This is a genomic window from Mycobacterium sp., assembly GCF_044223235.1.
Classification (GTDB): domain Bacteria; phylum Actinomycetota; class Actinomycetes; order Mycobacteriales; family Mycobacteriaceae; genus Mycobacterium.
Map to the genome: position 1 here is coordinate 549,875 of NZ_JBGAME010000001.1, position 24,571 is coordinate 574,445.

A 24,571-nucleotide genomic window follows, 5' to 3' on the forward strand; every position below is an offset into this window, starting at 1 on the left:
GGACGACGCGCAGGGTGGGTCAGTACGCCATCGCCTGGGCGCGGCGCAGTACCTCGCGCGCCTGGTGGGAGTGCAGCGCGTCGACGGGGCGCGCGTTGGCCCGCCGCTCTGCGGACCCGTCCCGCCGGATCGTCAACGACGGATCGGGCGTGAAGAGCCAGCGCACGATCTCGGTGTCGCGGTATCCACCGTCGTGCAACACCACAAGCAGGCCGGGCAGGGCTTTGACCACATGGCCGGTGTCGTCGAAGAAGACCTTGGGCACAACCACCGATCCGTTTCGGCGCACCGCAACGAGATGACCCTCACGAAGCTGTTGATGCACCTTCGTCACCGGGACACCGAGCATGCCGGCGACTGCGGGCAGGTCGAATACGTCCTCGTCGGCTTCCAACACATCATCAGCGGCCGGAATGCTGCTCACCACACAGATTCTAGAATGCCGGAGCGGTCTGCGTGGTGCCGTTGGCGCCAAGACCGGCTACGTACGATGTGTTCGATGGCGGCAAACGAGCAACCTGTACCGCTCGTCGGCGCTGTGCTGGACGAGCGGTACCGAGTCGACGCCCCTATCGCCACCGGTGGCATGTCCACGGTGTACCGCGGACTCGACCTTCGGCTCGATCGCCCGGTGGCGGTGAAGGTCATGGACTCCCGCTACTCCGGCGATCGGGAATTCCTGGCCCGCTTCCAGCGCGAGGCGCGCGCGGTGGCGCGTCTGAAGGACGCAGGTGTGGTTGCCGTGTACGACCAGGGCATCGACGGTCAGCATCCGTTCCTGGTGATGGAACTCATCGACGGCGGCACCCTGCGCGAACTGCTGCGCGAGCGCGGCCCGATGCCGCCCCATGCGGCGGCGGCCGTTCTGGGTCCCGTGCTCGGCGGGCTCGCGGCCGCACACCGGGCCGGGCTGGTGCATCGCGACATCAAACCCGAGAACGTGCTGATCTCCGACGATGGCGAGGTCAAGCTGGCGGACTTCGGTCTGGTCCGCGCCGTCGCCGACGCGAAGATCACCTCGACCAGCGTGATCCTCGGCACGGCGGCCTACCTGTCACCGGAGCAGGTCAGTACCGGTGATGCCGGGCCGCGCAGCGACGTCTACGGCCTCGGCATCCTCGCCTACGAACTACTCACCGGCCTCACCCCGTTCAACGGCGACAGCGCGCTGGCCATCGCCTACCAGCGGCTGGACCAGGATGTCGCCCCTCCGAGCACCGTGATCGCCGGTGTGCCACCACAATTCGATGAGCTGGTGATGCGGGCGACGGCGCGCGACCCCGCCGAACGCTACGCCGACGCGCAGGATATGGCCGACGACCTCGACGCGATCGTCGACGAACTGGGACTGCCCGACTTCCGGGTGCCTGCGCCGCGCGAGTCCGCTCAGCATGCGTCGGCGGCGCGCTACCACAGCGGGTTTGCCCGGGACGCCACCACCGAGGTGAGTGGCCAGCCCGCGAACCTGGCCGCACAACCCGCGCCGCGCCAGCACACCAGGCGGCTCACCCGCGGACCCGAGGACTGGCAACCACACCGGGATCCCGTCCGGCCCGCCGCGGTGCGATTTGCCGGCATCGACATCGACGAGTTCCACTGGGCTCAGCAGCGAGCCAGGCGGGCGCTGCTGTTCTGGGTCGTCGCGATCCTCACCCTCACCGGTCTGGTCGCCGCGGGCGCGTGGATCCTCGGCAGCAACGTCAGCGCGATGTTGTGACCCGCCGAGTATCCGGAGCCGTTCAGTCCCGCAGCATCTCGGCGACCAGGAACGCCAGCTCCAGGCTCTGCTGGGTGTTCAGCCGCGGATCGCACGCGGTCTCATAGCGCCCGGCCAGGTCCGTGTCGGAGATGTCCTGGGCCCCGCCGAGGCATTCGGTGACGTTCTCGCCGGTGATCTCGACGTGGATGCCGCCGGGATGGGTGCCCAGCGCGCGGTGCACCTCGAAGAAGCCCTGGACCTCGTCGACGATGCGGTCGAAGTGGCGCGTCTTGTACCCGGTCGAGGACTCGTGGGTGTTGCCGTGCATCGGGTCGCACTGCCAGATCACCTGATGGCCGGTTGCCTGAACCTTCTCGATGATCGGCGGCAGCAGATCGCGCACCTTGTTGTTGCCCAGCCGGCTCACGATGGTCAACCGGCCCGGCTGGTTGTGCGGATCGAGGCGCTCCACGTACTCCACGGCGGCCTCCGGTGACATCGTCGGCCCGATCTTGACCCCGATGGGGTTGGCGATCACCTCGGCGAACGCCACATGCGCACCTTCGAGCTGCCGGGTGCGTTCACCCACCCACACGTAGTGCGCCGACAGATCGTAAAGCCGCGGTTCCGGCGCGTCGACCGGGAAGTCGTTGGACAACCGCAGCATCGCCCGCTCGTAATCGAGCACCAGTGCCTCGTGGCTGGCGTAGATCTCGGCGGTGTCCAGATTGCGGTCGTTGACCCCGCACGCGCTCATGAACGACAAGCCGCGATCGATCTCGGCGGCCAGCGCCTCGTAGCGCGCACCGGCGGGCGATGTGCGGACGAACTCCCGGTTCCAGTCGTGCACCTGGTGCAGCGACGCGAGGCCCGACGAGGTCAGGGCGCGGACCAGGTTCATCGCAGCGCTGGCGTTGGCATAGGCCCGCACCAGGCGGGACGCGTCGTGGTCACGCACGGCGGGATCGGGTGCGAACCCGTTGATCATGTCGCCGCGGTAGGACTTCAGGCCGAGTGCGTCGATGTCGGACGACCGCGGCTTGGCGTACTGACCGGCGATGCGGGCCAGCTTGACCACCGGCATGCTGGCGCCGTAGGTGAGGACCACCGCCATCTGCAGCAAGGTGCGGATGTTGGCCCGGATGTGCGGCTCGGTGTTGTCGACGAACGTCTCGGCGCAGTCGCCGCCCTGCAGCAGGAAGGCCTCGCCCCGCGCCACGGCGGCCAGCTGTGCCTTGAGCTTCTCGATCTCCGACGGCACCGTCACCGGCGGAACACTTTCCAGAACCGTGCGCATCGCCTTGGCCTGATCGGCCGGCCAGCTGGGTTGCTGGGCGGCCGGCTTGGCCAGCGCGGTGTCGAGCCGGTGGCGCAGGTCGTCCGGCAGCGGCGGAAGCGATGGGAGTTGGTCGATGGGGATATCGACGGTCCAGTTCACCCGTTCATGGTAACTGGCACGGACATCCGATTTTGACGCCGGACCTGCAGGTCAGCCCCGGCGCTCAGGCGCGGCGGTCGCGGTGCCGGTCATGATCCGGTAGCGCAGCAGGTTGTGCTTGGCATCGACGAGGGCGTCGTGGGTGTCACGCGGACGCGGCGGCATCCGCGGACAGCGGTGGTCCTCCCAGAACTGGCGCAATTCCCGGGTGAACCGGGGTATCGCGGGTGGCAGGTGCGTCATCGGTCCCCACAGCTGGCACAGCACCACATGGTCGTAGGCGCCGACCCACGCCCAGAGTTCGATCGGTTCGTCACCGTCGATGCCGAAGAAGTCCTCCAGCTCCGAGCGGATCTGGCGTCGTGACCGCCACAGCGGCGACGCGGGCGATGGCAGTTTCGTCAGCACGTGTTTGCGCACCCAGCTGCCCGCCCGGTCGGGATTGAACTCGGTGGAGATGGCGTAGTACTCGCGCCCGTCCTCGGCCGCCACTCCGATCGATATCAAGTCGATGGTGCTGCCGTCGTCGATGAACTCGGTGTCGTAGAAGTAGCGCATGACCGGCCCTACGCCGCGGCTTCCTGATCTCGTGGAGGGCCGTCGTGGGGGGCGCGGTCCCGGGGTGCGGGCGCGGCATGGATCTCGCGGTCCAGTTCTTCGTCCACCGCCGCGTCGTCGGGGAACTTCGGCATCCCGGCGATGGCATCCTGCAGCCACAGTTTCGCCTGCACGATCGGACGCCGCAGCCATCGCTCACGTTCCAGTGCCCGGTGCATCTTGCGCGGCCGGGTGGTGTAGCGCCAGCGCGCCCACGGGGCGTGCGGGCGCGACAACCGGATCGCGCCGATCACCAGCAACGGCGTGATGAACATGCCCACCAGTCCCGTCCACACCTTGCCCTTGAGCAGCACGACCACCGCCAGCATCAATGTCAGGACGGCCACGACCACCACCGTCGCACGGACGATAACCGACGGGTCGCCTCGCCAGATACCGACGTCGAAGAACGACAGCGGGTTGAAACCGAGGATCAGCAGGCCCGCCACCGCCACCGCGGCGAATACGGCATCCACCGACGTGCGGCCGTCCTCCGCCCAGTACACGTCGGACAGGTGCAGGATCAGCGCGAACTCGTCGAGCACCAGCGCGGCACCGATCCCGAAAAAGATTGACGCGACCGTGAATTCGGGTACTCCCCCGCTGACCGCCAGCGTCACCATCGATATGCCGGAGACCATGACCAAGATCACACCGATCACCACGTGGTGGATGTGCAGCGACCCGTGCCCGATATTGCGGGGCTGCCACCATTTGCGGGGCGCGTCGCTGTCCGCATGCCGTCGGATGTAACGCACGATGGTACGCGTCACGAAGAAGGTCAGGATGAACGCGATCAGGCAACACACCAACGGCAACCGGTCACGGGTGACGAAGTCGAGCTGGAAGGTCGCGTTCACGCAGAAAACTTACGCCGACCTGCGCACGTCGCGCCCGGGATACCCGTCGGCGCACCGCCGCGCACCGATAGTCTGTTCGATGGTATGAGTATTCGGCACTCGCCTCACTGGGCTGGGATGCGCGGGCGGTTCGCCGACGCCGCGCGCTGGCGCGCACGCCTGGAGGCCGGACCGTTGCCGGCTGTGGGCTGGCGACTGTTCCAGCTGGCCACCGTTGCCGGCCTGGTCTGGGTGGGCTGGCGGCTCCTGGGCCACACGCCCTACCGGATCGATATCGACGTGTATCGGATGGGCGGTCAGGCCTGGCTCGACGGTCGGCCGCTGTATGCGCAGGGGTCCACGTTCCACACCGGCGCGGGCATCGACCTGCCCTTCACCTATCCCCCGCTCGCGGCCGTCGCGTTCTCGCCGTTCGCCCTGGTTTCGCTGCCGGTGGCCAGCGCCGCGATCACCGCGGCCACGCTGGTGCTGCTCGTCGTCTCGACGACGATCGTGCTGAGCAGGCTGAACGTGTGGCCGCACACCTCGGCCACCTCCGAACCGGCGTGGCTGCGCCGCGGCTGGCTGGCCGCAGCGATCGTGGTGCCCGCGGTGATCCACCTGGAGCCGATCCAGGCCAACTTCGAGTTCGGGCAGATCAACGTCGTGCTGATGACCCTCGTGATCGCCGATTGCGTGCCGCGCCGGACGCCGTGGCCGCGCGGGCTGCTGCTCGGCTTGGCGATCGCCCTCAAGCTCACCCCCGCCGTCTTCCTGCTGTACTTCCTGCTGCGCCGCGACGTGCGCGCCCTGCTGGTCACGGCCGCATCGGTGGTGGTGGCCACCGCCGTCGGGTTCGCCCTGGCATGGAGCGATTCGTGGGAGTACTGGACGACCACCGTACGCAACACCGATCGGATCGGCACCGCGACGCTGAACACCAACCAGAACATCTCGGGTGCGCTGGCAAGGCTGGGCCTTGGTGAAGGACCGCGGTTCGTGCTGTGGACCCTCGCATGCTTCGCGGTGCTGGCGCTGACGATCTGGTCGGTGCGGCGCCTGCTACGCGTCGCGGCAGCCCGGGTCCCGGAGGGGGACGAAGCGGTCCTCGCGCTGATCTGCGTCGCCCTCTTCGGGCTGGTGGTTTCGCCGGTGTCGTGGTCACACCACTGGGTGTGGACGCTGCCGGCTGTGCTGGCGGCGACCATCGTGGCCTACCGGCAACGCAACGCGCTGCTCGGCCTGGTCACCGTCGCCGGTGTCGCGCTCATGGTGTGGACGCCCATCACCCTGTTACCCGAGCATCGCGAGACCACCGCATCCGTGGTGCGCCAGCTCGCCGGCGGTTCCTACGCATGGTGGGCGATCGCGATGATCGTAGTGGGCGGCGCAGCGGCGGCACATGCCGCCGAACGCAGCCGCCCGCCGCTCGGCGCGTCCCCGGTACCCGCGGCCAGCTGACTCAGCCGGCTTCTGCTGGACTGCCGGCTCAGCCGGCTTCTGCTGGACTGCCGGCTCAGCCGGCTTCTGCTGGACTGCCGGCTCAGCCGGCGGCTGTCTCCGGGACGCGTGCCGACGCAGACCCCGTCGCACCACTCTTGCCGGCCTTGACGTCGGCGGCATAAAGGTCGACGTATTCCTGCCCGGAGAGCTGCATCAGCTCGTACATCACCTCGTCGATGACAGCGCGCTCGATGAACCGATTGCCTGCCAATCCTTCGAACCGGCTGAAGTCCATCGGCTTGCCGAATCTGACCTCGACCCGGCCGAAGCGCCACATCTTGCTCCCCGGCGGGTTGACCACGTCGGTCCCGACCATCGCGACCGGAACCACCGGTACCCCGGTCTGCAGCGCCAGCCGGGCCAAGCCCGTCTTGCCCTTGTAGAGCCGCGCGTCGGGCGAGCGGGTGCCCTCCGGATACATGCCGAGCAGCTTGCCCTCAGCGAGCAGCCGTTCTGCGGTGTTCAGCGCGTTCTGCGCGGAACCGGCATCAGTGCGGTCGATGGGTACCTGTCCGGCCACGGTGTAGAACCACCGGGTGAACCACCCCTTGATCCCGGTGCCTGTGAAGTACTCGGCCTTGGCCAGGAACGTGATCCTGCGCCGAACCACGAGCGGCAGATAGAAGCTGTCTGCGACGGCCAGGTGGTTACTCGCGAGGATCGCCGGGCCGGAGGACGGAATATTATCCAGCCCTACGACTTTCGGGCGGCCCAGCAGGGACAACAGGGGCCCCATCAAGACGAACTTGAAAAGCCAGTACCACATGGACCCTCCCCATTGGGCATCTGACGTCAGACAACCGTATGGCACTCCGACGAGATGCTCGGCGACAACTCTACCCACGCCCCGTCGATGCTGACCACATACCGCGCAGTCGGCGCCCGCGCGACGAGACGGAAATCACTCCTCGACGGTGACCGGTATGTGCTCGTAGCGCCCCGGCGAGGGTGGCGGCGGCTCGTCCGGCGGGGGCTCGTCGGAACCCGGGGCGGTCTGCGACTCCGCGACCATTGCCCGGATCACCGCGAGTAATGCGGCACTGTGCTCGCCGATCATGCTCAGAAGCGGATGCTGTTCGCCCTTGACGAGTGCCGCCAGCGCGCACACCGGGCACCACACCTGCTGGCACTGCCCCGGTTCCTGACCCGCCGCAGCGGCGGCCGCCGCCCAAACCGCAGGCTCGAGGCGGTCCAGGATCGCTTGGGCGAGCTGGCGCAACTCGGGTCCAAGGTCGGCGTGCGGGGCCTTCACGCCGGCCACACCTCCGGTTTTGGTCGGAAACGCACAGTGAGTTCGCTGCCCCTCAGTTGCGCGTCCACCACGGTGCATCGCCGCAGTACGGACGCTAGACGGACGCGGCGGCGCATGCCGCCAGCGCCGATGATCAGGTCGTCGTCGACGCGACCCAGCGCCAGCGTGCCTGCGTCGACCTGGGGCAACTCTAACCGCAATCGGTAGATCGCATCGACTCCGGATCCCGACTCACGATCGACGATCGGCCGAAGCGGGCCGGGAGGAGGCGAGCCACCGCGCCGACGCGCACTGTCCAGTAATTCACCGAGCGCCTTGGGCCCGATCGGCTCGCCCGCGAGGTGTGGGACCAGCACCAACCCGACATCGCCGATGGTGGTGTCGAGTTCATCGAGCACACTGCGCTGTTCGGAGATCCGCTCCGCATACCAGTCGAAGGCCGGGTGGTCGGGCAGGTTCCGATACTCGTAGGAATCATCTTGAATGAGAATCTGATTGACGATCAATTCGTCGACCCGCACACCCATCAGCGCAAGCGACCCCAGGGTGCGGACGGCCTCGGCGGCGACCACCCGCTCGGCCGTCATCACCAGATGCGCATCCACCCGCGATGCGTCGGTGATCAACGAGCCCAGCGTCTTGGTGGCGGCATCGATCCGTTCCAGCAAGGAGACCAGCGCCAACGTCGTCATGTCGTCGGGCCGACCGGTCAACCGCCGATGGCGCGGCCAGGCCCGCTCCAGGTACAGGCCGAACGTGGCGGGCAGCGTCAACATCCGCAACGCATCGGCGGTCGATGCGCAGTCCACGACGACGTAATCCCACAGTCCCGAATCGGCCAGCTCGGCGACCTCGTGCAGGCCGAGGACCTCCTGGATGCCGGGAAACGCCGAGAGCTCCTCCGGCGCAATATCTCCCAGATCCGAGTTGGGAAAGCGGGCGGTGATGGTGGCTGCGATCTCGCGCCACCGCGTTTCCAGCAGCGCCAGGGTATCCAGCGCAAGCGCGTCCAGCGATCCGCCACTGCCCGACGCTCCGCCTGCGTCCAGTTCGGCCAGCACCCGCGTCGGGTCCCGCTGGCCGGTAGGGGTGATGGTGGTGCCCAGCACGTCGCCGGTCGAATGCGCCTGGTCGGTGGAGACGATCAGCACCCGCAGGCCGGCGCGGGCGGAGCGCACGGCCGTGGCCGTCGCCAGCGTCGACTTCCCGACGCCACCCTTACCGACGAACAGACTGATCCGGGCGCGTACCGATTCGCTCGCATGCGAGGCTGTCATATCGCTCCTCGCGTCCGCGGTGCTACTTTCGCTCCTCGCGTCCGCGGTGCTTCTTTCGCTCCTCGCGTCCGCGGTGCCTGGGGATCACCGGAGTTCACTCAGCCTCGGCCCGCTTCTTGAGGTCCTTCAGCGCGGTGTCGGTCAGTCTGCGCTCCGCCTTGCGCTTGAGCAGCCCGATCATCGGGATCACCAAGTCGACGGACAGCTCATAGGTGACCTCGGTGCCAGAACCCTTTGGCGACAGACGATATGCGCCGTCGAGGGATTTGAGCAGCGAACTGGACACCAGCGTCCACGATACCGACGCGCGGTCGGGCGGCCACGTGTACGACAGCACCATGGTGTCCTTGAGCACCGCCGCATCGAGCACCAGACGCGCGGTCTTCGGGTAGCCCTCGTCGTCGACGTCGAGCACCTCGGTTTCCTTGTACTCCGCCACCCAGTCCGGGTAGGAACCGATGTCCGCGATGACGTCCATCACCGTCGAAGGGTCGGCCTCGATGTAGATGGTTTGCGCCGTCTTGTCCGCCACCGGCCTGCCCTCCTGCCCACTGGCGCTTCCCGGGTCGCTTGCTCATACCCTCCGCACCAGAATCTACCTGCCCCCGTACCGTCTGGCCGAAGTATCAGGCCAGCCTCGACACTCCCACCGGCCGCGCCGCCTCCAACGTCCGCTTGACCTCGAAAGCCATCCGTTTACCCGCGACCCGTCGTGAGTGGTTCAGCTTGGCCAGCTTTGACCTGGTCAGTTGCCAGGCAGAGGCGCCCGACGGCTCGGCGTGCAGGAAATAGTGCAGGATGACGCCGTCGAGCTCGTGCTCCAGCCAGATCTCCATCGTGCCGGTCAGCGCTCCGGTCACCGTCCAGCGCTGCCCTTTGTCGGCGCGGTCCTCGATCACGGTCAGTCGCAGGTCGGGCCACCATCGCCGCCACGCCGCCGGGTCCGCCACCGCCCTGCCGACGTCGACGGGGTCGGCGGCAACGAACGTCTCGTCGGCGATCTGGATGCTGTTCATCGTCAACAAGCTTCACACATGCGTCTCCGCCGCAGGTACGGGGCCGACTAGGCTGGTCCTGGCAACGCCGCTACCAGAAGCCGGGAGGCTGTCAATCGTGCCCGAATTCAGTGTTCCCGCGACGTTCACCGTCGCCGAGCATGACAACATCGCCGACTGCGTGTTCACCCACGAACGCGACGATCCGCACCACGTGATCTTCCGGCGGTTGGTCGACGGCGCATGGACCGATGTCACCTGCTCGCAGGCGGCTGGCCAGATCCGTTCCGCGGCACTGGGTTTGATAGCCGAAGGCGTGCAGCCCGGCGACCGGGTGGCGGTGCTGTCCGCGACCAGGTACGAGTGGCCGATCATCGACATGGCGATCCTGTCCATCGGCGCGGTGACCGTACCCATCTACGAGACGTCCTCTGCCGAGCAGGTGCGCTTCGTGCTGGCGGACTCCGGCGCCGTCCTGCTGTTCGCCGAAACCGACGGACACGGCGACATGGTCGAACAGCTCGCCCCGGAGCTGCCCGCGCTGCGTAAGGTGCTCCGGATCGACGGAGCCGGTCCCGCGGCCCTCGACGTCCTCACCGATGCGGGTGCCGCCGTCGACCCCGGCGAGATCGACAAGCGCCTCGCGGCGATCCGCTCGGCCGATCCGGCCACGCTGATCTATACGTCGGGCACCACCGGGCGGCCCAAGGGCTGCCAGCTGACGCACTCCAACCTGCTCTACGAGATCCGCGCGGCCAAGGCCTGCTTCCCCGATCATCTGACCAAGGGCGAGCGGTTGCTCGTCTTCCTGCCGCTGGCGCACGTGCTGGCCAGGGCGATCACCATCGCGGCATTCACCAACAAGGTGACGCTCGGCTTCACCAGCGACGTCAAGAACCTGGTGGCGACCTTCGGGGTGTTCAAACCCACTCTCGTGGTGTCGGTGCCGCGGGTGTTCGAAAAGGTCTACAACACCGCCGAACAGAACGCCGAGAACTCTGGCAAGGGCAAGATCTTCCAGATCGCGGCCGAAACCGCCATCCAGTGGAGCACAGCCCAGGACAACCAGGCAGGCGACTCCGGGATCATGGGCGTCGCGCAGCATGTACTGCTGCAGGCCAAGCACGCCCTGTTCGACCGGCTGGTCTACGGCAAGCTGCGGGCGGCGCTCGGTGGCGAGTGCCACGCCGCGATCTCCGGCGGCGCCCCGCTCGGTGCGCGGCTGGGCCATTTCTACCGCGGCGTCGGCCTCAGCATCTACGAGGGTTACGGGCTGACCGAGACCAGCGCGGCGATCACCGTCAACCGGATCGGTGGCCTCAAGGTGGGATCGGTGGGAAAGCTGTTGCCCGGCAACAGCATGCGCATCAACGACGACAAAGAGGTGCTGGTCAAGGGCGGCGTGGTCTTCGACGGCTACTGGAACAACGAGTCGGAGACGAAGGCCGTCCTGCACGACGGCTGGTTCTACACCGGCGATCTGGGTGCGGTGGACGACGACGGCTTCCTGACGATCATCGGGCGTAAGAAGGAGATCATCGTCACCGCGGGCGGCAAGAACGTCGCGCCCGCGATCATGGAGGACCAGCTGCGGGCGCATCCGCTGATCAGCCAGGCGATGTGTGTCGGCGACGCCAAACCGTTTGTGGCGGCACTGATCACGATCGACCCCGAAGCGTTCGAGGGATGGAAGGGCCGGCACCAGAAGGATCCCGGCGCGTCGGTGGCCGACCTGGCCTCCGACCCGGACCTGGTGGCCGAGATCGACGTGGCGGTCAAGGAGGCCAACAAAGCGGTGTCCAAGGCCGAGGCGATCCGCAAGTTCCGGATCCTGCCGGTCGACTTCACCGAGGCCACCGGAGAACTCACCCCGACGATGAAGGTCAAGCGGGCGGTGGTGGCCCAGAAGTTCGCGACCGACATCGAATCGCTCTACGACAAGGGCTGAGGGTCCAGCAATCGGGCCAGGCGTTGCGCCTTGGTGTGCCATTGCCAATCGGCGACGACCCACCGCCGGCCGGCGGCGCCCATCCGCGCCGCCCGGTCGGGGTCTCCCAGCAGGTCACCGACCGCCGCGGAGATCGCCGCGGTGTCCGACCCGTCGACGACGAAGCCCGTCTCCCCGTCGCGCACGGTCTCCGGCGCACCGCCCGAGCGGCCCGCGACGACGGGGACGCCGGTCGCCGACGCTTCCAGGTACACGATTCCCAGCCCCTCGACGTCCAGTCCCGCGCCGCGGGTACGGCACGGCATCGCGAAGACGTCGCCAAGGGCGTGGTGAGCTGGCAGCTCGTCACCGGGGACGCCCGCGGTGAAGACCACATGCTCGGCCACCCCGTAGCGGTACGCCAGGCGCTGCAGGGCCTGGCGGTGCGGTCCGCCACCCACGATCACCAGCGCGGTCCCCGGCACCCGCTGCCGAATCGCGGGTAGTGCGCGGATCAGCATGTCCTGCCCCTTGCGCGGCACCAGCCGGGATACGCACACCACCACCGGTCGATCACCGAGCCGGTAGCGGGCGCGCAGCTCGGCGCGCGCGGCGGGGTCGGGGGCGAAGCGCTCGGTGTCCACTCCCGGCGCGAGATGTTCCAGCGCGGCGTCGGGCCCGAACGCGGAGGCGAACCGGTGGCGGGTGTAGTGGCTGACGAAGGTCACCACGTCGGTATCGTTGCCGATCCGGCGCAGTGCCGAGCGTGCGACCGGCAGCATCGACCAGCCCACCTCATGTCCATGCGTGCTGGCCACCACGCGGCACGCTCCGGCGCGGCGGGCCCGGCGCGCCAGCAGGGCCAGCGGCGCCGCCGCCCCGAACCACACCGTGTCGATGTCGCGGCTGCCGATCAGGCGGGACATCCGGCACGCGACCCTCGGTGTCGGCAGCATGAGCGTGCCCGGATGGCGGACCACCTCGTAGCCGGCGGCACCGGCCGCGGCGTCGAAGTCGTCGGCGCCTTTCCAGCGCGGGGCGTAGACCGTGACGGCGTGTGCGTTCGCCGCCACCACATGGGTCACCAGCTCGTGGAGATACGACTGGATGCCGCCGCGGCGCGGCGGAAAGTCGTTGGTAACCAGCAGGACCCGTGCCATTCCGTCAGGCCAGCGCCCGCCAGTGCCGCCACCCGTCGAGTACCTCGGGCAGGCCTGCACCGAGGGTTTCTCGCACGGCCGTGGCCACATCGGGATGCCCGGGCCCACAGGCCCGTCGGTACAGAGCGCGAAGTGCGGGTGTTCCGTAGCGATCGGCGACATACCTGGTGAACCACCAGGCCTGGTCGTAGCCGAGGGAACGCTCGGGGCCCACCGCATCCAGCGCGGCGTCAGTGGGCAACTGCGTCAGCGTCGAATGCGGCGCCGGCGGCGGACCGACGGGCCTGGCGACGAAGTCGGCGACGCCTTCGGTCAGCCAGCGCGGCGCATCGGCCGCCGTCACCGACCTGGCCGCGTAGTGGAACAGCTCGTGGCGCAACACAATCCGCAGCGCAGCAGGATTCATCGAGGTGGCCCCGGGTGCGAACACGATCCGCTCGTCGGTGGTGGCGGCGGCGGTGTCGGGTCCGAAGCCGACCAGGGAGTGGAACTGCTCATCGGTGGCAGAGGCGACAACCGTGATCTCACGTGGCCAGTCGTGCCCCCAGAAGGCCGTCACCGCGGCGGTGGCGTCGGCCATCTGTTCGGCGATGCGGCTCAGCAACGGTGCGGTGACCGGGCCGCCGAGACCGACCAGGCGGGCCCTGCGGCCGTCGGCCAGTACGTAGGGCTCCGACGGCGCGGCAGCGGACGGCACGGCTTGTGTCGCTACAGGATTCGCATACGGCGCGGACGGCTGCGGTGCGGCGGGCGATCGCCCGATCAGCGTTGCCGCAAGGATCAACTCCACTGCGAGCAGCAGTCCGAGCCGGATGCGATCAGTAGCGGCGGACGTTGTAGATCGGCGCATTGTTCACCGGGGCGACCCGCACCGGTGTGCCGTAGGTCGACGCGTGGACCATCATTCCGTCGCCGATGTAGATGCCCACATGGGATGCGTCGGAGTAGTAGGTCACCAAGTCGCCGGGCTGCATCTGATCCACCGAAACCGGCTGGCCGCCGTGGGCCAGGGCCTGGCTGGAGTGCGGCAGCGAGATGCCCGCCTGCTGGAAGGACCACATGACAAGGCCGGAACAGTCGAAGGACCCTGGCCCGGATCCGCCCCACACGTACGGGGATCCGATGCGGCTCAGGGCGGCCTGAATCACGGTGGCCGCGTATCCGTTCGGCGCGGGCATCGGTGCCGGCGCAGGCAGCGCGGCCTCCGGCGGCGGCGCCATATCACCCGGCGGGATGGCAGCGGGCGGGGCGGCCAGGATGGCGGGATCGTTGGCCGGCGGCGCATCCGGGGCTGGCACCGCGGCGGGCACCGGCGGAGCGGGCGGTGCGGCCGCCAGCACCTCCCGCTGTGTGGGCGTGAGGGCCTCGTACTGCGACTTCACGACTGCGATCTGCACCTGCAGCCGGCTCTGCTTGGACTGCAGGTCGGCGCGCACCGCGGCGGCCTGTTCGGCGGCGGTCTTGGCGTCGGCGGCGGACTTCGCGGACACCTCCTCGGCGCGCGCAGCCTGCTCGCTGACGGCGCGGAAGTTGCCCATCTGCGCGGACATCTCGGTGGCCATCACGCGCTGCACCGCGAGCTGGTCGATCAGCCCCTGCGGAGAGGCGGCGGTCAGGATCGCGTCCATGCCGTCGGTGCGCCCACCCATGTACTCGGCGGCAGCAAGCTTGTTCACCGCGGTCTGAAACGTTGCCAGGTGAGTCTTCGCCGTTTCAAGCGCGGCGGCGTCGGTAATGTGCTTGGCTTCGGCGGATTGCTGCGCGGCCAGCTTGGCGTTGAGGTCCAGCTGCGCCGAATGCATTGCCTCGGTGGTCTCTTCGGCTTCCCGCGAGAGCTCGTTGAGCTTTGCCATGGCGTCGTTGGCGGGGTCGGCGTGCACACTCGTGGCGAGGGCGCCGGTGAAAATCGTCAGTCCCGCAATCGCACCGACTAGGGTTCCTTTGACCAAACGTGACGTTCGGTGCGCGCGCGTGAGCCTCAAGATTGTGCGTCCTTAAAACTGGCGTTCCGTGCCGCCTGGAACTCGTTTAGGTCTCAGATAGGTTACGAAACGGCATCGGCCTTGTCCAACACGAGACGCAAATTTAACAGCCCCGCGGGAATCTTTCTCAACGCAACGGATAGCCGCGTGTCGTCAGGCAACGCCCGAGCGTCCCGGCCGGTGAATCGGCACCAAACGCAGCCGCGGCGCAAGGCCCACGTCGGCAAGCACTTCCAGTGCTCTGCACTCGTCGTCGAGCAAAGCATCCGGGACCCCCAACAGCACACTTACAACGCAATCCGTGCATCCGGGCCCCCGAACGGCGCAGTCGTCGCAATCGATGACCACCGTGCCGGTAGCAGGGCGGGTGCCGGGGTTGGGGTCGGGGTTGGGGTTGGGGTCGGGGTTGGGGTCGGGGTTGGGGTCTTGGGCGCCCTCTTCGTACGTCATCGGTCCGTCCTCTCCGTCAGGTGACCGCACGGTATCGGGCCCCACCGACAGCCTTCCCGGGTCCGCGGAGCGGGCGTTCACCGAGATCGACGCCAGCGCGGCCTTCACTCGCACTTTCTCGCGCTAACGTCGATCTCGGCGCTGACGAGCACCCGCCCGTCTGCGTGGCTCGGCCAGGATGTCGGTCCGGTTTCCTACCGTCACCACCTATGGGTCAGCTCAGCTTCGACCTCTCCGACGGCCCGGCAGAGCGGTCGGCGTTCGACGTCGCGGGGATCTCCCTGCGCGAGACCACGTTCGTCGTGGTGGACCTGGAGACCACGGGCGGACGGGCCGGCGGCGAAAACCACGACGCCATCACCGAGATCGGGGCGGTCAAGGTCCGCGGCGGGGAGGTGCTCGGCGAGCTGGCCACCCTCGTCGATCCGGGCCGGGCCATCCCGCCGCAGATCGTCGCTCTGACGGGGATCACAACGGCGATGGTGTGCGACGCCCCGCGCATCGAGTCGGTGCTGCCCGCGTTTCTCGAGTTCGCCCGCGGGGCGGTGCTGGTGGCCCATAACGCCGGTTTCGACATCGGCTTTCTGCGCGCAGCCGCCGAACGCTGCCATATCGCGTGGCCGCGCCCGCCGGTGCTGTGCACGGTTCGGCTGGCCCGCCGCGTGCTGACCCGCGACGAGGCGCCCAGCGTCCGGCTGGCGGCCCTGGCCCGGCTGTTCGGCACCGCGACGACCCCCACCCACCGCGCCTTGGACGATGCGCGCGCCACCGTCGACGTGCTGCACCGACTCATCGAACGGGTTGGCAACCAGGGTGTGCACACCTACACCGACCTGCGGTCGTATCTGCCCGACGTCACGCCCGCCCAGCGCCGCAACCGGGTGCTGGCCGCACACCTCCCGCACCGGCCGGGGGTGTACCTGTTCCGCGGGCCCGCCGGTGAGGTGCTCTATGTCGGGACGGCCGTCGACCTGCGGCGCCGCGTCGGCCAGTACTTCACCGGCGCCGACCCGCGCACCCGCATCAAGGAGATGGCGTCGCTGGCCATCGCGGTGGACCACGTCGAGTGCGCACACGACCTCGAGGCGGGCGTGCGCGAGCTGCGGCTGCTCGCCGCCCACGCGCCGCCCTACAACCGCCGCTCGAAGTTCCCGCACCGCTGGTGGTGGGTGGTGCTCACCGACGAGCCGTTCCCCCGGTTTTCCGTGGTGCGGGCACCACGATCAGACACCGTGGTGCGGGCACCACGATCAGACACCGTGGTGCGGGCACCACGATCAGACACCGTGGTGCGGACACCACGAACGGATTCGGCCGTCGGCCCGTTTCGGTCCAGATCCGACGCCGCGCAGACCGCCGCCCTGCTGTCCCGGTTCACCGGGGTGCGCAGCTGCACCGCGCGCCTGGCGCGCTCGGCGACCCACGGCCCGGCCTGCCCCGAGCGGGAACTGTCGCCGTGCCCTGCGCCGCGGGGTATCGACGCCGCCGCCTACGCCGGCGCGCCGCTGCGCGCACTCGACCTGATCCGCGGCCGCGACTGCGGCGCGATCGCGCAGGCGCTGGCACACATCGCGACGCTCGCCGAGGCCCACCGCTATGAAACCGCCGCCCGGCTGCGCGACCACACCGCAGTGGCGATCGAGGCGCTGTGGCGCGGCCAGCGCCTGCACAGCCTGGCCGCGTTGCCCGACCTGGTCGCCGCTCGCCCAGACGGCTCGGGCGGCTGGCATCTGGCGGTGATCAGGCACGGCCAGCTCGCGGGCGCGGGCAACGCCGGGCGCGGGGTGCCGCCGATGCCCGTCGTCGACGCCATCTGCGCGGCGGCACAAACGATCATGCCGACATCGGCGCCGCTCGGCGGCGCGCTGGTCGAGGAGACCGGACTCGTCGCACGCTGGCTCGCCAAGCCGGGGACACGCATCGTGCGTACCTCGGCAGACGCCGAATGTGGCTGGGCGACACCGGCATTGGCCGCAGGACGGTTCGCGGCGTGGGCGGCATCGGCCCGGTCGGCACGGCTGGCCGCCGAACAGGAACTGGGCGCCGACGGCGCGTCAGACGCTCTGCGTGAACCGCACCCATCGCGCGAGCAGCTGTTCGGCCGCACCGGAGTCGAGCGCTTCGGCGGCCCGGGCCAGACCCGACTCCCACGCCGGAACCCATTTGGCGTCGCTGGCTAGGCCGGCATGGGCGACCATCGCGCCCGCGGCGTTGAGCACCACCGCGTCGCGGACGGGGCCTTTGGCCCCGCCGAACACCGCTCTGGCGGCGGCGGCATTGGACTCGGCGTCCCCGCCGACCAGCTCGCTCAGTTCGGCGCGCCGGAACCCGAACGCCGCCGGATCGAACGTCAGCCGCTCCACGGTGCCCGCCTGCACCCGCCAGATGACACTGGTCGTCGTGGTGGTCAGCTCGTCGAGGCCGTCGTCCCCGTGCACCACGAGCACGCTGGACCGCCGGGCGGCGAACACTCCGGCCATCACCTCGGCGAGATCGGCCCAGGCGCACCCGATCAGGCCGGCCCGCGGCCCCGCCGGATTCGTCAGCGGCCCGAGCAGGTTGAAGACCGTCGGGACGCCGATCTCCCGGCGCACCCCGGAGGCGTGCCGGTAGGACGGGTGGAATTGCGGAGCAAACGCGAATCCGATGCCGACCTCGGCGACGCTCCTGGCCACTTCGTCCGGCCCGAGGTCGATGCGCACCCCGAGCGCCTCCAGTGTGTCCGCACCGCCCGACAGCGACGACGCCGCGCGGTTGCCGTGCTTGATCACCGGGACACCGCACGCGGCCACCACGATCGAGGCCATCGTCGACAGGTTGACGGTGTTGGAGCCGTCGCCGCCCGTGCCGACGACATCGACGGCGTCGGTGCCGATGTCGTCAGTCGGCACGCGGCGTGCGTGCGAGAGCATCACGTCAGCGAGTTCGGCGACCTCGCCAGAAGTGGGCCGCTTCATCTTCATCGACACGGCGAAGCCCGCGATCTGCGCCGGCGTCGCGGCACCGGTCATGATCTGGTCCATGGCCCAGGTGGCCTGGCCGCGTTCCAGGGGTTGTCCGGTGGTCAGACGGCCCAGTATCTGGGGCCATGAAATGGCAGTCACGCGCCCGATAGTCGCATGGCGCGAAGAACTACCCAAGACACCCCCCGGAGCCGTTTCGGGGCCGGAGAACAGACACCGTTGCGGCCGGCCGCAAAAACAACTCTGACGAAATGCGGCCCCCGGGTGGAGATCGACAACTACAAAGCGTCATACTTCATGGTGTGACGAGCGCTGTAGGTACCTCGGGAACCGCCATCACGTCGCGCGTACATTCGCTGAACCGGCCGAACATGGTCAGTGTCGGCACCATCGTGTGGCTTTCCAGTGAACTAATGTTCTTTGCTGGGCTGTTCGCGATGTACTTCACGGCGCGCGCCCAGGCGGGCGGCGACTGGCCGCCGGCACCCACGGAACTGAATCTGGTTCAGGCCGTACCGGTGACGCTGGTGCTCATCGCATCGTCGTTCACCTGTCAGATGGGCGTCTTCGCCGCCGAGCGTGGTGACGTGTTCGGGCTGCGTCGCTGGTACGTCGTCACCTTCCTGATGGGGCTGTTCTTCGTCCTCGGCCAGGGCTACGAGTACTACCACCTGGTCACGCATGGGACCACCATCTCCAGCAGCGCGTACGGCTCGGTCTTCTACCTGGCCACCGGATTCCACGGCCTGCACGTCATCGGCGGCCTAGTCGCCTTCATCCTGCTGCTCGCCCGTACCAAGATGAGCAAGTTCACCCCGGCGCAGGCCACCGCGGCGATCGTCGTCTCGTACTACTGGCACTTCGTCGACATCGTCTGGATTGCGCTGTTCGCCACGATCTATTTCGTTCGATGAGTTCCCCAGAAGAGATATCCCAGCATTCTCGGCCGATGAGAAGGGGTTCGATGACCAGCAAGTCCCGCCGTCGGTTTCGTAGGCGTTTGTCGGCAGCGGTATTGCTGCTGATCGGGCTGACGGCCGCGGGCGGAATGGCTGCCACGCTTACGCCAGCGCCGCAGGTCGCGGTCGCCGACGAAGCCCAGTCCGCACTGCTGCGGACCGGCCAGCAATTGTTCGACACCTCGTGCGTCAGCTGCCACGGCGTGAACCTGCAGGGCGTCCCCGACCGCGGACCCAGCCTGATCGGTGTCGGCGAAGCCGCGGTGTACTTCCAGGTGTCCACCGGCCGCATGCCTGCGATGAGCCTCGGCGCGCAGGCACCGACCAAACCCCCGAACTTCGACGAGGCGCAGATCGACGCGCTGGGCGCCTACGTGCAGGCCAACGGCGGCGGCCCGACAGTGGTCCGCGACGCCGACGGCGCCATCGCCCAGGAATCGCTGCTCGGCAGCGACGTGGCCCGCGGCGGTGACCTATTCCGGCTCAACTGCGCGTCCTGCCACAACTTCACCGGCAAGGGCGGCGCTCTGTCGTCGGGCAAGTACGCACCCGACCTCGGCGAGGTCAACCCGCAGCAGATCTACACCGCGATGCTGACCGGACCGCAGAACATGCCGAAGTTCTCCGATCGCCAGCTCTCACCCGAGGAGAAGCGCGACATCGTCGCCTACGTCCGGATGGCCGCCGAGACCCCCAGCCCAAGCGGGTACGGCCTGGGCGGATTCGGCCCCGCCCCCGAAGGTATGGCCATGTGGATCATCGGCATGGTGGCCATCATCGGTGCTGCGCTGTGGATCGGAGTGAGGGCATGAGCGACATCCAGAAGGAACCCACCGACGCCCAATTGGCCGAGATGTCCCGCGAGGAACTGGTCGAGCTCGGCGGCAAGCTCGATGGCGTCGAGACCATCTATAAGGAGCCGCGCTGGCCGGTCCACGGCACCAGGGCCGAGAAGCGGGCCGAGCGCACCGTCTCGTACTGGCTTCTGCTCGGCGGCTTTTCGGGCCTGGCGCTGCTGCTGGTGTTCCTGTTCTGGCCGTGGGAGTACGTGCCCTACGGCGAGCCCGGTGAGTTCGTCTATACCCTCGCCACGCCGCTGTACGGCCTGTTGTTCGGCCTGTCGATCCTGTCGATCGGCATCGGCGCGGTGCTGTTCCAGAAAAAGTTCATCCCCGAGGAGATCTCGATCCAGGATCGCCACGACGGCCGGTCCACCGAGCTGCAGCGCAAGACCGTCGCGGCGAATCTGACCGATGCGTTGGAGGGCTCAACGCTGCGGCGGCGCAAGATGATCGGGCTGTCCCTCGGTCTCAGTCTCGGCGCGTTCGGCGTGGGCACCCTGGTCGCGTTCATCGGCGGGCTGATCAAGAACCCGTGGAAGCCGGTGGTGCCGACGGCCGATGGCCTCGAGGCCGTGCTGTGGACGTCGGACTGGACCCCGCGGTTCCACGGCGAGACGATCTACCTGGCCCGCGCCACCGGAAACACCATCGGCGCACCGCTGGTCAAGATGCGCCCGGAGGATATCGACGCCGGCGGCATGGAGACCGTCTTCCCGTGGCGGGCATCCGACGGCGACGGCACCACCGTCGAATCGGCCCACCACCTCACCGCCATCTCCATGGGCGTGCGCAACCCGGTGATGCTGATCCGCATCAAGCCCGCCGACATGCACAAGGTGGTCAAGCGGCAGGGACAGGAGAGCTTCAACTTCGGTGAACTGTTCGCGTTCACCAAGGTGTGTTCACATCTGGGCTGCCCGTCGTCGCTGTACGAACAGCAGACCTACCGCATCCTGTGCCCGTGCCACCAGTCGCAGTTCGACGCGCTGCACTTCGCCAAGCCGATCTTCGGTCCGGCCGCCCGTGCGCTCGCGCAGCTGCCGATCACGATTGACAAGGACGGCTATCTGGTCGCCAACGGAAACTTCATCGAGCCTGTCGGACCGGCATTCTGGGAGCGGCGTTCATGAGTTCGAAATCTGCTGAGCGGCTTGCCAAACAGGGCGACGCCATTGATTCGCGCTACCACCCGTCGGCTGCGGTGCGACGCCAGCTGAACAAGGTGTTCCCCACCCACTGGTCGTTCCTGCTGGGTGAGATCGCGTTGTACAGCTTCATCGTGCTGCTGCTCACCGGCGTCTGGCTGACGCTCTTCTTCGACCCGTCGATGGCCCACGTCACCTACGACGGCGTCTACCAGCCGCTGCGCGGGGTGCAGATGTCACGCGCCTACGAGACTGCGCTGAACATCAGCTTCGAGGTGCGCGGCGGGCTGTTCGTCCGCCAGGTGCATCACTGGGCGGCCCTGATGTTCGCCGCGGCGATCATGGTGCACCTGGCCCGGATCTTCTTCACGGGCGCGTTCCGCCGGCCGCGCGAGGCCAACTGGGTGATCGGCTCACTGCTGTTGATCCTGGCCATGTTCGAGGGTTACTTCGGCTACTCGCTGCCCGACGACCTGCTGTCGGGCATCGGCCTGCGGGCCGCGCTGTCGTCGATCACCCTCAGCGTCCCGGTGATCGGCACGTGGATGCACTGGGCACTGTTCGGTGGCGACTTCCCGGGCGACATCCTGATCCCCCGGCTCTACGCGCTGCACATCCTGCTGATCCCCGGCATCATCCTGGCGCTCATCGGCGTCCACCTTGCGCTGGTGTGGTTCCAGAAGCACACGCAGTTCCCCGGACCCGGACGCACCGAGACCAACGTCGTCGGCGTGCGCGTCATGCCGGTGTTCGCGATCAAGTCGGGTGCGTTCTTCGCGGTGACGGTCGGCATCCTCGGCCTGATGGGCGGGTTGTTGAGCATCAACCCGATCTGGACGCTGGGCCCCTACAAACCGTCCCAGGTGTCGGCGGGTAGCCAGCCGGACTTCTACATGATGTGGACGGAGGGCCTGGCCCGTATCTTCCCGGCCTGGGAGCTCTACCCGTTCGGCCGGTACACCGTTCCCGCGGCGTTCTGGGTCGCGCTGATCATGGGCATTGTGTTCGGCCTGCTCATCGCATGGCCGTGGATCGAGAAGAAGTTCACCGGCGACGACGCCCACCACAACCTGCTGCAGCGGCCCCGGGATGTGCCGGTGCGCACCGCCGTCGGCGCGGCGGCGATCTCGTTCTACATGATCCTCACCCTGGCCGCGATGAACGACATCATCGCGCTGAAGTTCCACATCTCGCTGAACGCGACGACGTGGATCGGCCGTATCGGCATGGTGGTGCTGCCTGCGATCGTCTACGTCATCGCCTACCGCTGGGCGGTGGGGCTGCAGCGCAGCGACCGCGCGGTGCTCGAGCACGGCATCGAGACCGGCATCATCAAGCGGCTGCCGCACGGTGCCTACATCGAGCTCCATCAGCCGTTGGGGCCGGTCGACGGCCACGGACACGCGATTCCGCTCGAGTACCAGGGCGCGGCCGTGCCGAAGCGGATGAACAAGCTGGGTTCGGCGGGCGCGCCGGGCACCGGCAGCTTCCTCAACGGCGATCCCCTCATCGAGAACGAGGCACTGGTCGAGTCGGCACAGGCGGCCGAGCACAAGGCCGTCACGGCCTTGCGCGAACATCAGGACCGCTCCTCCAATGGGAAGACCACCAACGGTCATCACTGATCCCGACGGTCGCTCCGCATAAGCGAAACGGGCCCGCACAGCACACGCTGTGCGGGCCCGTTTCGTTGGTCGTATTCGTGTGGCGGGCGGCCCGCTCGCCCGGCCGGGCCGGATCCCGCCGGGATGATCAGGCAGGCGATTCGGTCTTGGCGCCGTCCAGCACGTCGCGCAGCTGACGCAGATGGAACCACGGGATGGCTGGCATGCCCACAATGATGGCTCCTGCGACCCCGTAGACCACCCAGGCCGCCATGGTCTTGTCCACCGCCATCAGATAGGTGCCGACGCCGACTGCCACCATCGCCGTGCCCATCGCACACCCGATGCCGAGCGCGCAGCGCAGCCAAATGCGGTCGATCGCGGTCACCAGCGGGGCGGGGAGTCCGGCGCGGCGGGGTGCGGGCGTGTAACCGGGGCGGTGGGCGGTGGGAAGTTGGTTCATCCGCAGCGTCTGTAGCTTCTCGGTGGGCGCCTCTCCCCCGCGAACCGCCGGATCCGCGGCGGGCGCGGCGGCCTGGACGGCCGGCGGCTCGGCGATCGCGGAGCGTCGCGCACGCAGCAGCAGAGGGACCGCGCCGGCGATCACCACCGCCGAGACCGCGATGACCGTGTACAGCAGCCACGGCGTGTCCGATGTCTGCGGAGTCTCGGACCCCGCGCGGCCCAGGTCCACCAGCGCGACCGTGGCGGCCACCACCGCGCCCAGCGCCACCAACCAGCCGGCGGCACAGGCGCCCAGCAGGATGCGGTCCAGATTATCCATATTGTCCAGCGGGCCGCGCGCGACGACGGCGGTGGACCGCGGGCGTTCCGAGGTGATGTCGGTGTCGGGTGCCATCAGCAGCTGGTCTGTGCGGAGTTGGCGGTGTTGGAGGACAGCACAGTGCCGTCACTTGCGGTTATCGAGCAGTTGAGTTTGCTCACCAGAAACAGGCTGGACGCCTGCACCGAACCGACGTCCGATTGCGAGATCGGGGTCACGGTGAATGACCACGGTATGTAGACGTTGCGCAGCGTGCGCCTGCGCCCCGACGGCTCGACGTAGGTGATGGTGATGATGTCGCCGGGCGCCTTCGTTCCGGTCACCGAATACGTCACCTGGCGCGGTCCGGCCGGAGCCGGATTCACCGGTGGCTCAGCGGGCGGCGGCGGCGGGGGCGGCTCCTCGCTCGGTGGCGGGGGCGGAGGGGGTGGGGGTGGTTCCTGCGTCACCGTCACCGTCTCCGGCGGAGGCGGTGGCGGCGGCTGTTCCGTCGGCGGAGGGGGCTGCGGTGGCGGCGGCTCCACCGCGGGGGGCGGAGTCGTGGTGGTGATCTCGTCCTGAACCGGCGGCGGGGACGTCGTCGTGCTGGTTTGCGGCGTCGCGAGGTTGTCGCTGTCGGGGCTGGTCACCAGCAAAGAAACCGACACCACGAGTGCGATCGCCGCGATGATCGCGGTGACCCCAACCACCCACGGCCACCGGGGCGGCGGCGGCTGGTCGACCACCGCGACGTCGGGGTCATAGCTGTCGTAGTCGTACAGCGCCGGGTCGGCGGGCACATAGGGGCCGCTGATGAACTGTTCGGACTCAGGCGCCGAATACGCCTGGGAGAGGAAGTCCGTCTCGCCGGTGCGCGGCGCGTCGTTACCGCCCGTGACGTATTCGGTCGGCTCGTCCTCCGGAGCGGCGTGCTTGCCCTGCTCCCGCTCGGGGTCCTGCGGCCCCGGAGAGTCCGGCCCTGGGGGATTCGGCCCGCTCATCTACGCCTATCCTTCTCGACTACTTCACCGGCGCTGTCGTGGTCGTGGCCTATGGTGCCAACCTCGCCCCGGCAACACTACCCAACCGTGATGAAGGAGCGCGTGAGCAGCGCGGGGGGTGCGCTCAACTGACGTCTCGATTGTGACCTTGGACGGCCCCGCAGGTGGGTGCCGA

23 protein-coding genes and 1 pseudogene are annotated in these 24,571 nt (G+C 68.4%); 8 read left to right on the plus strand and 16 right to left on the minus strand.

Annotated features, from left to right (window positions below; genetic code table 11):
* Positions 1-19: 19 nt before the first annotated feature.
* Positions 20-424 (minus strand): Rv2175c family DNA-binding protein, encoded by a 405-nt coding sequence (locus ADBZ6K_RS02430; protein ID WP_526344208.1) that lies wholly within the window; start codon positions 422-424, stop codon positions 20-22.
* A 75-nt stretch (positions 425-499) separates the two neighbouring features.
* On the opposite strand from ADBZ6K_RS02430, the gene ADBZ6K_RS02435 reads away from it, so the two are divergent.
* Complete coding sequence (locus tag ADBZ6K_RS02435; RefSeq protein WP_526344209.1) at positions 500-1,717, plus strand: protein kinase domain-containing protein; 1,218 nt, start codon at positions 500-502, stop codon at positions 1,715-1,717.
* Between the two features lie 22 nt (positions 1,718-1,739).
* On the opposite strand, the gene ADBZ6K_RS02440 is transcribed toward ADBZ6K_RS02435, so the two are convergent.
* From ADBZ6K_RS02440 to ADBZ6K_RS02450, 3 genes are read right to left on the minus strand one after another with little or no spacing between them, the layout of a single operon-like run.
* Entirely contained in the window at positions 1,740-3,137 is a 1,398-nt protein-coding gene (locus tag ADBZ6K_RS02440; protein WP_526344210.1) for a class II 3-deoxy-7-phosphoheptulonate synthase, read from the minus strand.
* A gap of 51 nt (positions 3,138-3,188) precedes the next feature.
* Entirely contained in the window at positions 3,189-3,695 is a 507-nt protein-coding gene (locus ADBZ6K_RS02445; RefSeq protein WP_526344211.1) for a polyadenylate-specific 3'-exoribonuclease AS, read from the minus strand.
* A gap of 8 nt (positions 3,696-3,703) precedes the next feature.
* Entirely contained in the window at positions 3,704-4,594 is an 891-nt protein-coding gene (locus tag ADBZ6K_RS02450; protein WP_526344212.1) for a hypothetical protein, read from the minus strand.
* 84 nt (positions 4,595-4,678) lie between these two features.
* Here ADBZ6K_RS02450 and ADBZ6K_RS02455 point away from each other — a divergent pair, with 84 nt between their 5' ends.
* Positions 4,679-6,034 carry a glycosyltransferase 87 family protein gene (locus ADBZ6K_RS02455; protein WP_526344213.1) on the plus strand — a complete coding sequence of 452 codons (1,356 nt, stop codon included), beginning with the start codon at positions 4,679-4,681 and terminating at the stop codon, positions 6,032-6,034.
* An 82-nt stretch (positions 6,035-6,116) separates the two neighbouring features.
* Here the strand turns inward: ADBZ6K_RS02455 and ADBZ6K_RS02460 are convergent, their stop codons facing one another.
* The 5 genes from ADBZ6K_RS02460 to ADBZ6K_RS02480 all read right to left on the minus strand — a co-directional run bounded on the left by ADBZ6K_RS02460 (position 6,117) and on the right by ADBZ6K_RS02480 (position 9,621).
* On the minus strand, positions 6,117-6,842 hold the full coding sequence (locus ADBZ6K_RS02460) for a lysophospholipid acyltransferase family protein (protein ID WP_526344214.1): 726 nt from the start codon (positions 6,840-6,842) through the stop codon (positions 6,117-6,119).
* A gap of 135 nt (positions 6,843-6,977) precedes the next feature.
* Positions 6,978-7,328 carry a hypothetical protein gene (locus ADBZ6K_RS02465; protein ID WP_526344215.1) on the minus strand — a complete coding sequence of 117 codons (351 nt, stop codon included), beginning with the start codon at positions 7,326-7,328 and terminating at the stop codon, positions 6,978-6,980.
* Entirely contained in the window at positions 7,325-8,605 is a 1,281-nt protein-coding gene (locus ADBZ6K_RS02470; protein ID WP_526344216.1) for an ArsA family ATPase, read from the minus strand. The genes ADBZ6K_RS02465 and ADBZ6K_RS02470 overlap by 4 nt, the downstream gene beginning before the upstream one ends.
* Positions 8,606-8,699: 94 nt before the next feature.
* The gene (locus tag ADBZ6K_RS02475; RefSeq protein WP_526344217.1) at positions 8,700-9,137 is read right to left on the minus strand and encodes an SRPBCC family protein; all 438 of its coding nucleotides are present in this window, start codon (positions 9,135-9,137) and stop codon (positions 8,700-8,702) included.
* A 94-nt stretch (positions 9,138-9,231) separates the two neighbouring features.
* Positions 9,232-9,621 carry a polyketide cyclase / dehydrase and lipid transport gene (locus ADBZ6K_RS02480; RefSeq protein ID WP_526344218.1) on the minus strand — a complete coding sequence of 130 codons (390 nt, stop codon included), beginning with the start codon at positions 9,619-9,621 and terminating at the stop codon, positions 9,232-9,234.
* Positions 9,622-9,718: 97 nt separating this feature from the next.
* Here ADBZ6K_RS02480 and ADBZ6K_RS02485 point away from each other — a divergent pair, with 97 nt between their 5' ends.
* Complete coding sequence (locus tag ADBZ6K_RS02485) at positions 9,719-11,548, plus strand: AMP-dependent synthetase/ligase (RefSeq protein WP_526344219.1); 1,830 nt, start codon at positions 9,719-9,721, stop codon at positions 11,546-11,548.
* Here the strand turns inward: ADBZ6K_RS02485 and ADBZ6K_RS02490 are convergent.
* From ADBZ6K_RS02490 to ADBZ6K_RS02505, 4 genes are all read right to left on the minus strand, one after another.
* Positions 11,533-12,687 (minus strand): glycosyltransferase family 4 protein, encoded by a 1,155-nt coding sequence (locus ADBZ6K_RS02490; protein ID WP_526344220.1) that lies wholly within the window; start codon positions 12,685-12,687, stop codon positions 11,533-11,535. The genes ADBZ6K_RS02485 and ADBZ6K_RS02490 overlap by 16 nt on opposite strands.
* Before the next feature lie 4 nt (positions 12,688-12,691).
* Positions 12,692-13,537 (minus strand): peptidase, encoded by an 846-nt coding sequence (locus ADBZ6K_RS02495; RefSeq protein ID WP_526344221.1) that lies wholly within the window; start codon positions 13,535-13,537, stop codon positions 12,692-12,694.
* Positions 13,506-14,669, minus strand: a complete 1,164-nt coding sequence (ripC, locus tag ADBZ6K_RS02500) for a peptidoglycan hydrolase RipC (RefSeq protein WP_526344222.1) — start codon at positions 14,667-14,669, stop codon at positions 13,506-13,508. Before ripC ends, ADBZ6K_RS02495 begins: the two co-directional genes overlap by 32 nt.
* A gap of 153 nt (positions 14,670-14,822) precedes the next feature.
* The gene (locus tag ADBZ6K_RS02505; protein ID WP_526344362.1) at positions 14,823-15,017 is read right to left on the minus strand and encodes a hypothetical protein; all 195 of its coding nucleotides are present in this window, start codon (positions 15,015-15,017) and stop codon (positions 14,823-14,825) included.
* A gap of 311 nt (positions 15,018-15,328) precedes the next feature.
* Between ADBZ6K_RS02505 and ADBZ6K_RS02510 the strand changes: the two are divergent.
* Positions 15,329-16,294, plus strand: a pseudogene (locus tag ADBZ6K_RS02510) (DEDD exonuclease domain-containing protein); the annotation flags it as partial.
* A gap of 879 nt (positions 16,295-17,173) precedes the next feature.
* Here ADBZ6K_RS02510 and trpD read toward each other — a convergent pair.
* The gene (gene trpD, locus ADBZ6K_RS02515; protein WP_526344223.1) at positions 17,174-18,259 is read right to left on the minus strand and encodes an anthranilate phosphoribosyltransferase; all 1,086 of its coding nucleotides are present in this window, start codon (positions 18,257-18,259) and stop codon (positions 17,174-17,176) included.
* Positions 18,260-18,384: 125 nt separating this feature from the next.
* On the opposite strand from trpD, the gene ctaE reads away from it, so the two are divergent.
* The 4 genes from ctaE to qcrB are packed head-to-tail and all read left to right on the plus strand — an operon-like array spanning position 18,385 to position 22,653.
* Entirely contained in the window at positions 18,385-18,996 is a 612-nt protein-coding gene (gene ctaE / locus ADBZ6K_RS02520) for an aa3-type cytochrome oxidase subunit III (protein WP_526344224.1), read from the plus strand.
* A gap of 35 nt (positions 18,997-19,031) precedes the next feature.
* Positions 19,032-19,853: a cytochrome bc1 complex diheme cytochrome c subunit gene (gene qcrC, locus ADBZ6K_RS02525; protein WP_526344225.1), complete on the plus strand. Its 822-nt coding sequence runs from the start codon at positions 19,032-19,034 to the stop codon at positions 19,851-19,853.
* Positions 19,850-21,013 (plus strand): cytochrome bc1 complex Rieske iron-sulfur subunit, encoded by a 1,164-nt coding sequence (gene qcrA, locus ADBZ6K_RS02530; protein ID WP_526344226.1) that lies wholly within the window; start codon positions 19,850-19,852, stop codon positions 21,011-21,013. Before qcrC ends, qcrA begins: the two co-directional genes overlap by 4 nt.
* Positions 21,010-22,653, plus strand: coding sequence for a cytochrome bc1 complex cytochrome b subunit (gene qcrB / locus ADBZ6K_RS02535; protein WP_526344227.1), 1,644 nt, complete (start codon positions 21,010-21,012; stop codon positions 22,651-22,653). The genes qcrA and qcrB overlap by 4 nt, the downstream gene beginning before the upstream one ends.
* A 127-nt stretch (positions 22,654-22,780) precedes the next feature.
* Here the strand turns inward: qcrB and ADBZ6K_RS02540 are convergent, their stop codons facing one another.
* Both ADBZ6K_RS02540 and ADBZ6K_RS02545 read right to left on the minus strand, forming a co-directional pair.
* Positions 22,781-23,491 carry a DUF2561 family protein gene (locus ADBZ6K_RS02540; protein WP_526344228.1) on the minus strand — a complete coding sequence of 237 codons (711 nt, stop codon included), beginning with the start codon at positions 23,489-23,491 and terminating at the stop codon, positions 22,781-22,783.
* Positions 23,491-24,396, minus strand: a complete 906-nt coding sequence (locus ADBZ6K_RS02545) for an MmpS family transport accessory protein (RefSeq protein ID WP_526344229.1) — start codon at positions 24,394-24,396, stop codon at positions 23,491-23,493. Before ADBZ6K_RS02545 ends, ADBZ6K_RS02540 begins: the two co-directional genes overlap by 1 nt.
* Between the last annotated feature and the right edge of the window lie 175 nt (positions 24,397-24,571).

Excerpts from the sequence above, each read along its gene's own strand:
- ADBZ6K_RS02435 (WP_526344209.1), top strand. The coding sequence starts at position 500 with ATGGCGGCAAACGAGCAACCTGTACCGCTCGTCGGCGCTGTGCTGGAC.
- ADBZ6K_RS02445 (WP_526344211.1), bottom strand. The coding sequence starts at position 3,695 with ATGCGCTACTTCTACGACACCGAGTTCATCGACGACGGCAGCACCATC.
- ADBZ6K_RS02455 (WP_526344213.1), top strand. The coding sequence starts at position 4,679 with ATGAGTATTCGGCACTCGCCTCACTGGGCTGGGATGCGCGGGCGGTTC.
- ADBZ6K_RS02460 (WP_526344214.1), bottom strand. The coding sequence starts at position 6,842 with ATGTGGTACTGGCTTTTCAAGTTCGTCTTGATGGGGCCCCTGTTGTCC.
- ADBZ6K_RS02470 (WP_526344216.1), bottom strand. The coding sequence starts at position 8,605 with ATGACAGCCTCGCATGCGAGCGAATCGGTACGCGCCCGGATCAGTCTG.
- ADBZ6K_RS02480 (WP_526344218.1), bottom strand. The coding sequence starts at position 9,621 with ATGAACAGCATCCAGATCGCCGACGAGACGTTCGTTGCCGCCGACCCC.
- ADBZ6K_RS02490 (WP_526344220.1), bottom strand. The coding sequence starts at position 12,687 with ATGGCACGGGTCCTGCTGGTTACCAACGACTTTCCGCCGCGCCGCGGC.
- ADBZ6K_RS02495 (WP_526344221.1), bottom strand. The coding sequence starts at position 13,537 with ATGCGCCGATCTACAACGTCCGCCGCTACTGATCGCATCCGGCTCGGA.
- qcrC (WP_526344225.1), top strand. The coding sequence starts at position 19,032 with ATGAGAAGGGGTTCGATGACCAGCAAGTCCCGCCGTCGGTTTCGTAGG.
- qcrA (WP_526344226.1), top strand. The coding sequence starts at position 19,850 with ATGAGCGACATCCAGAAGGAACCCACCGACGCCCAATTGGCCGAGATG.
- qcrB (WP_526344227.1), top strand. The coding sequence starts at position 21,010 with ATGAGTTCGAAATCTGCTGAGCGGCTTGCCAAACAGGGCGACGCCATT.
- ADBZ6K_RS02540 (WP_526344228.1), bottom strand. The coding sequence starts at position 23,491 with ATGGCACCCGACACCGACATCACCTCGGAACGCCCGCGGTCCACCGCC.
- ADBZ6K_RS02545 (WP_526344229.1), bottom strand. The coding sequence starts at position 24,396 with ATGAGCGGGCCGAATCCCCCAGGGCCGGACTCTCCGGGGCCGCAGGAC.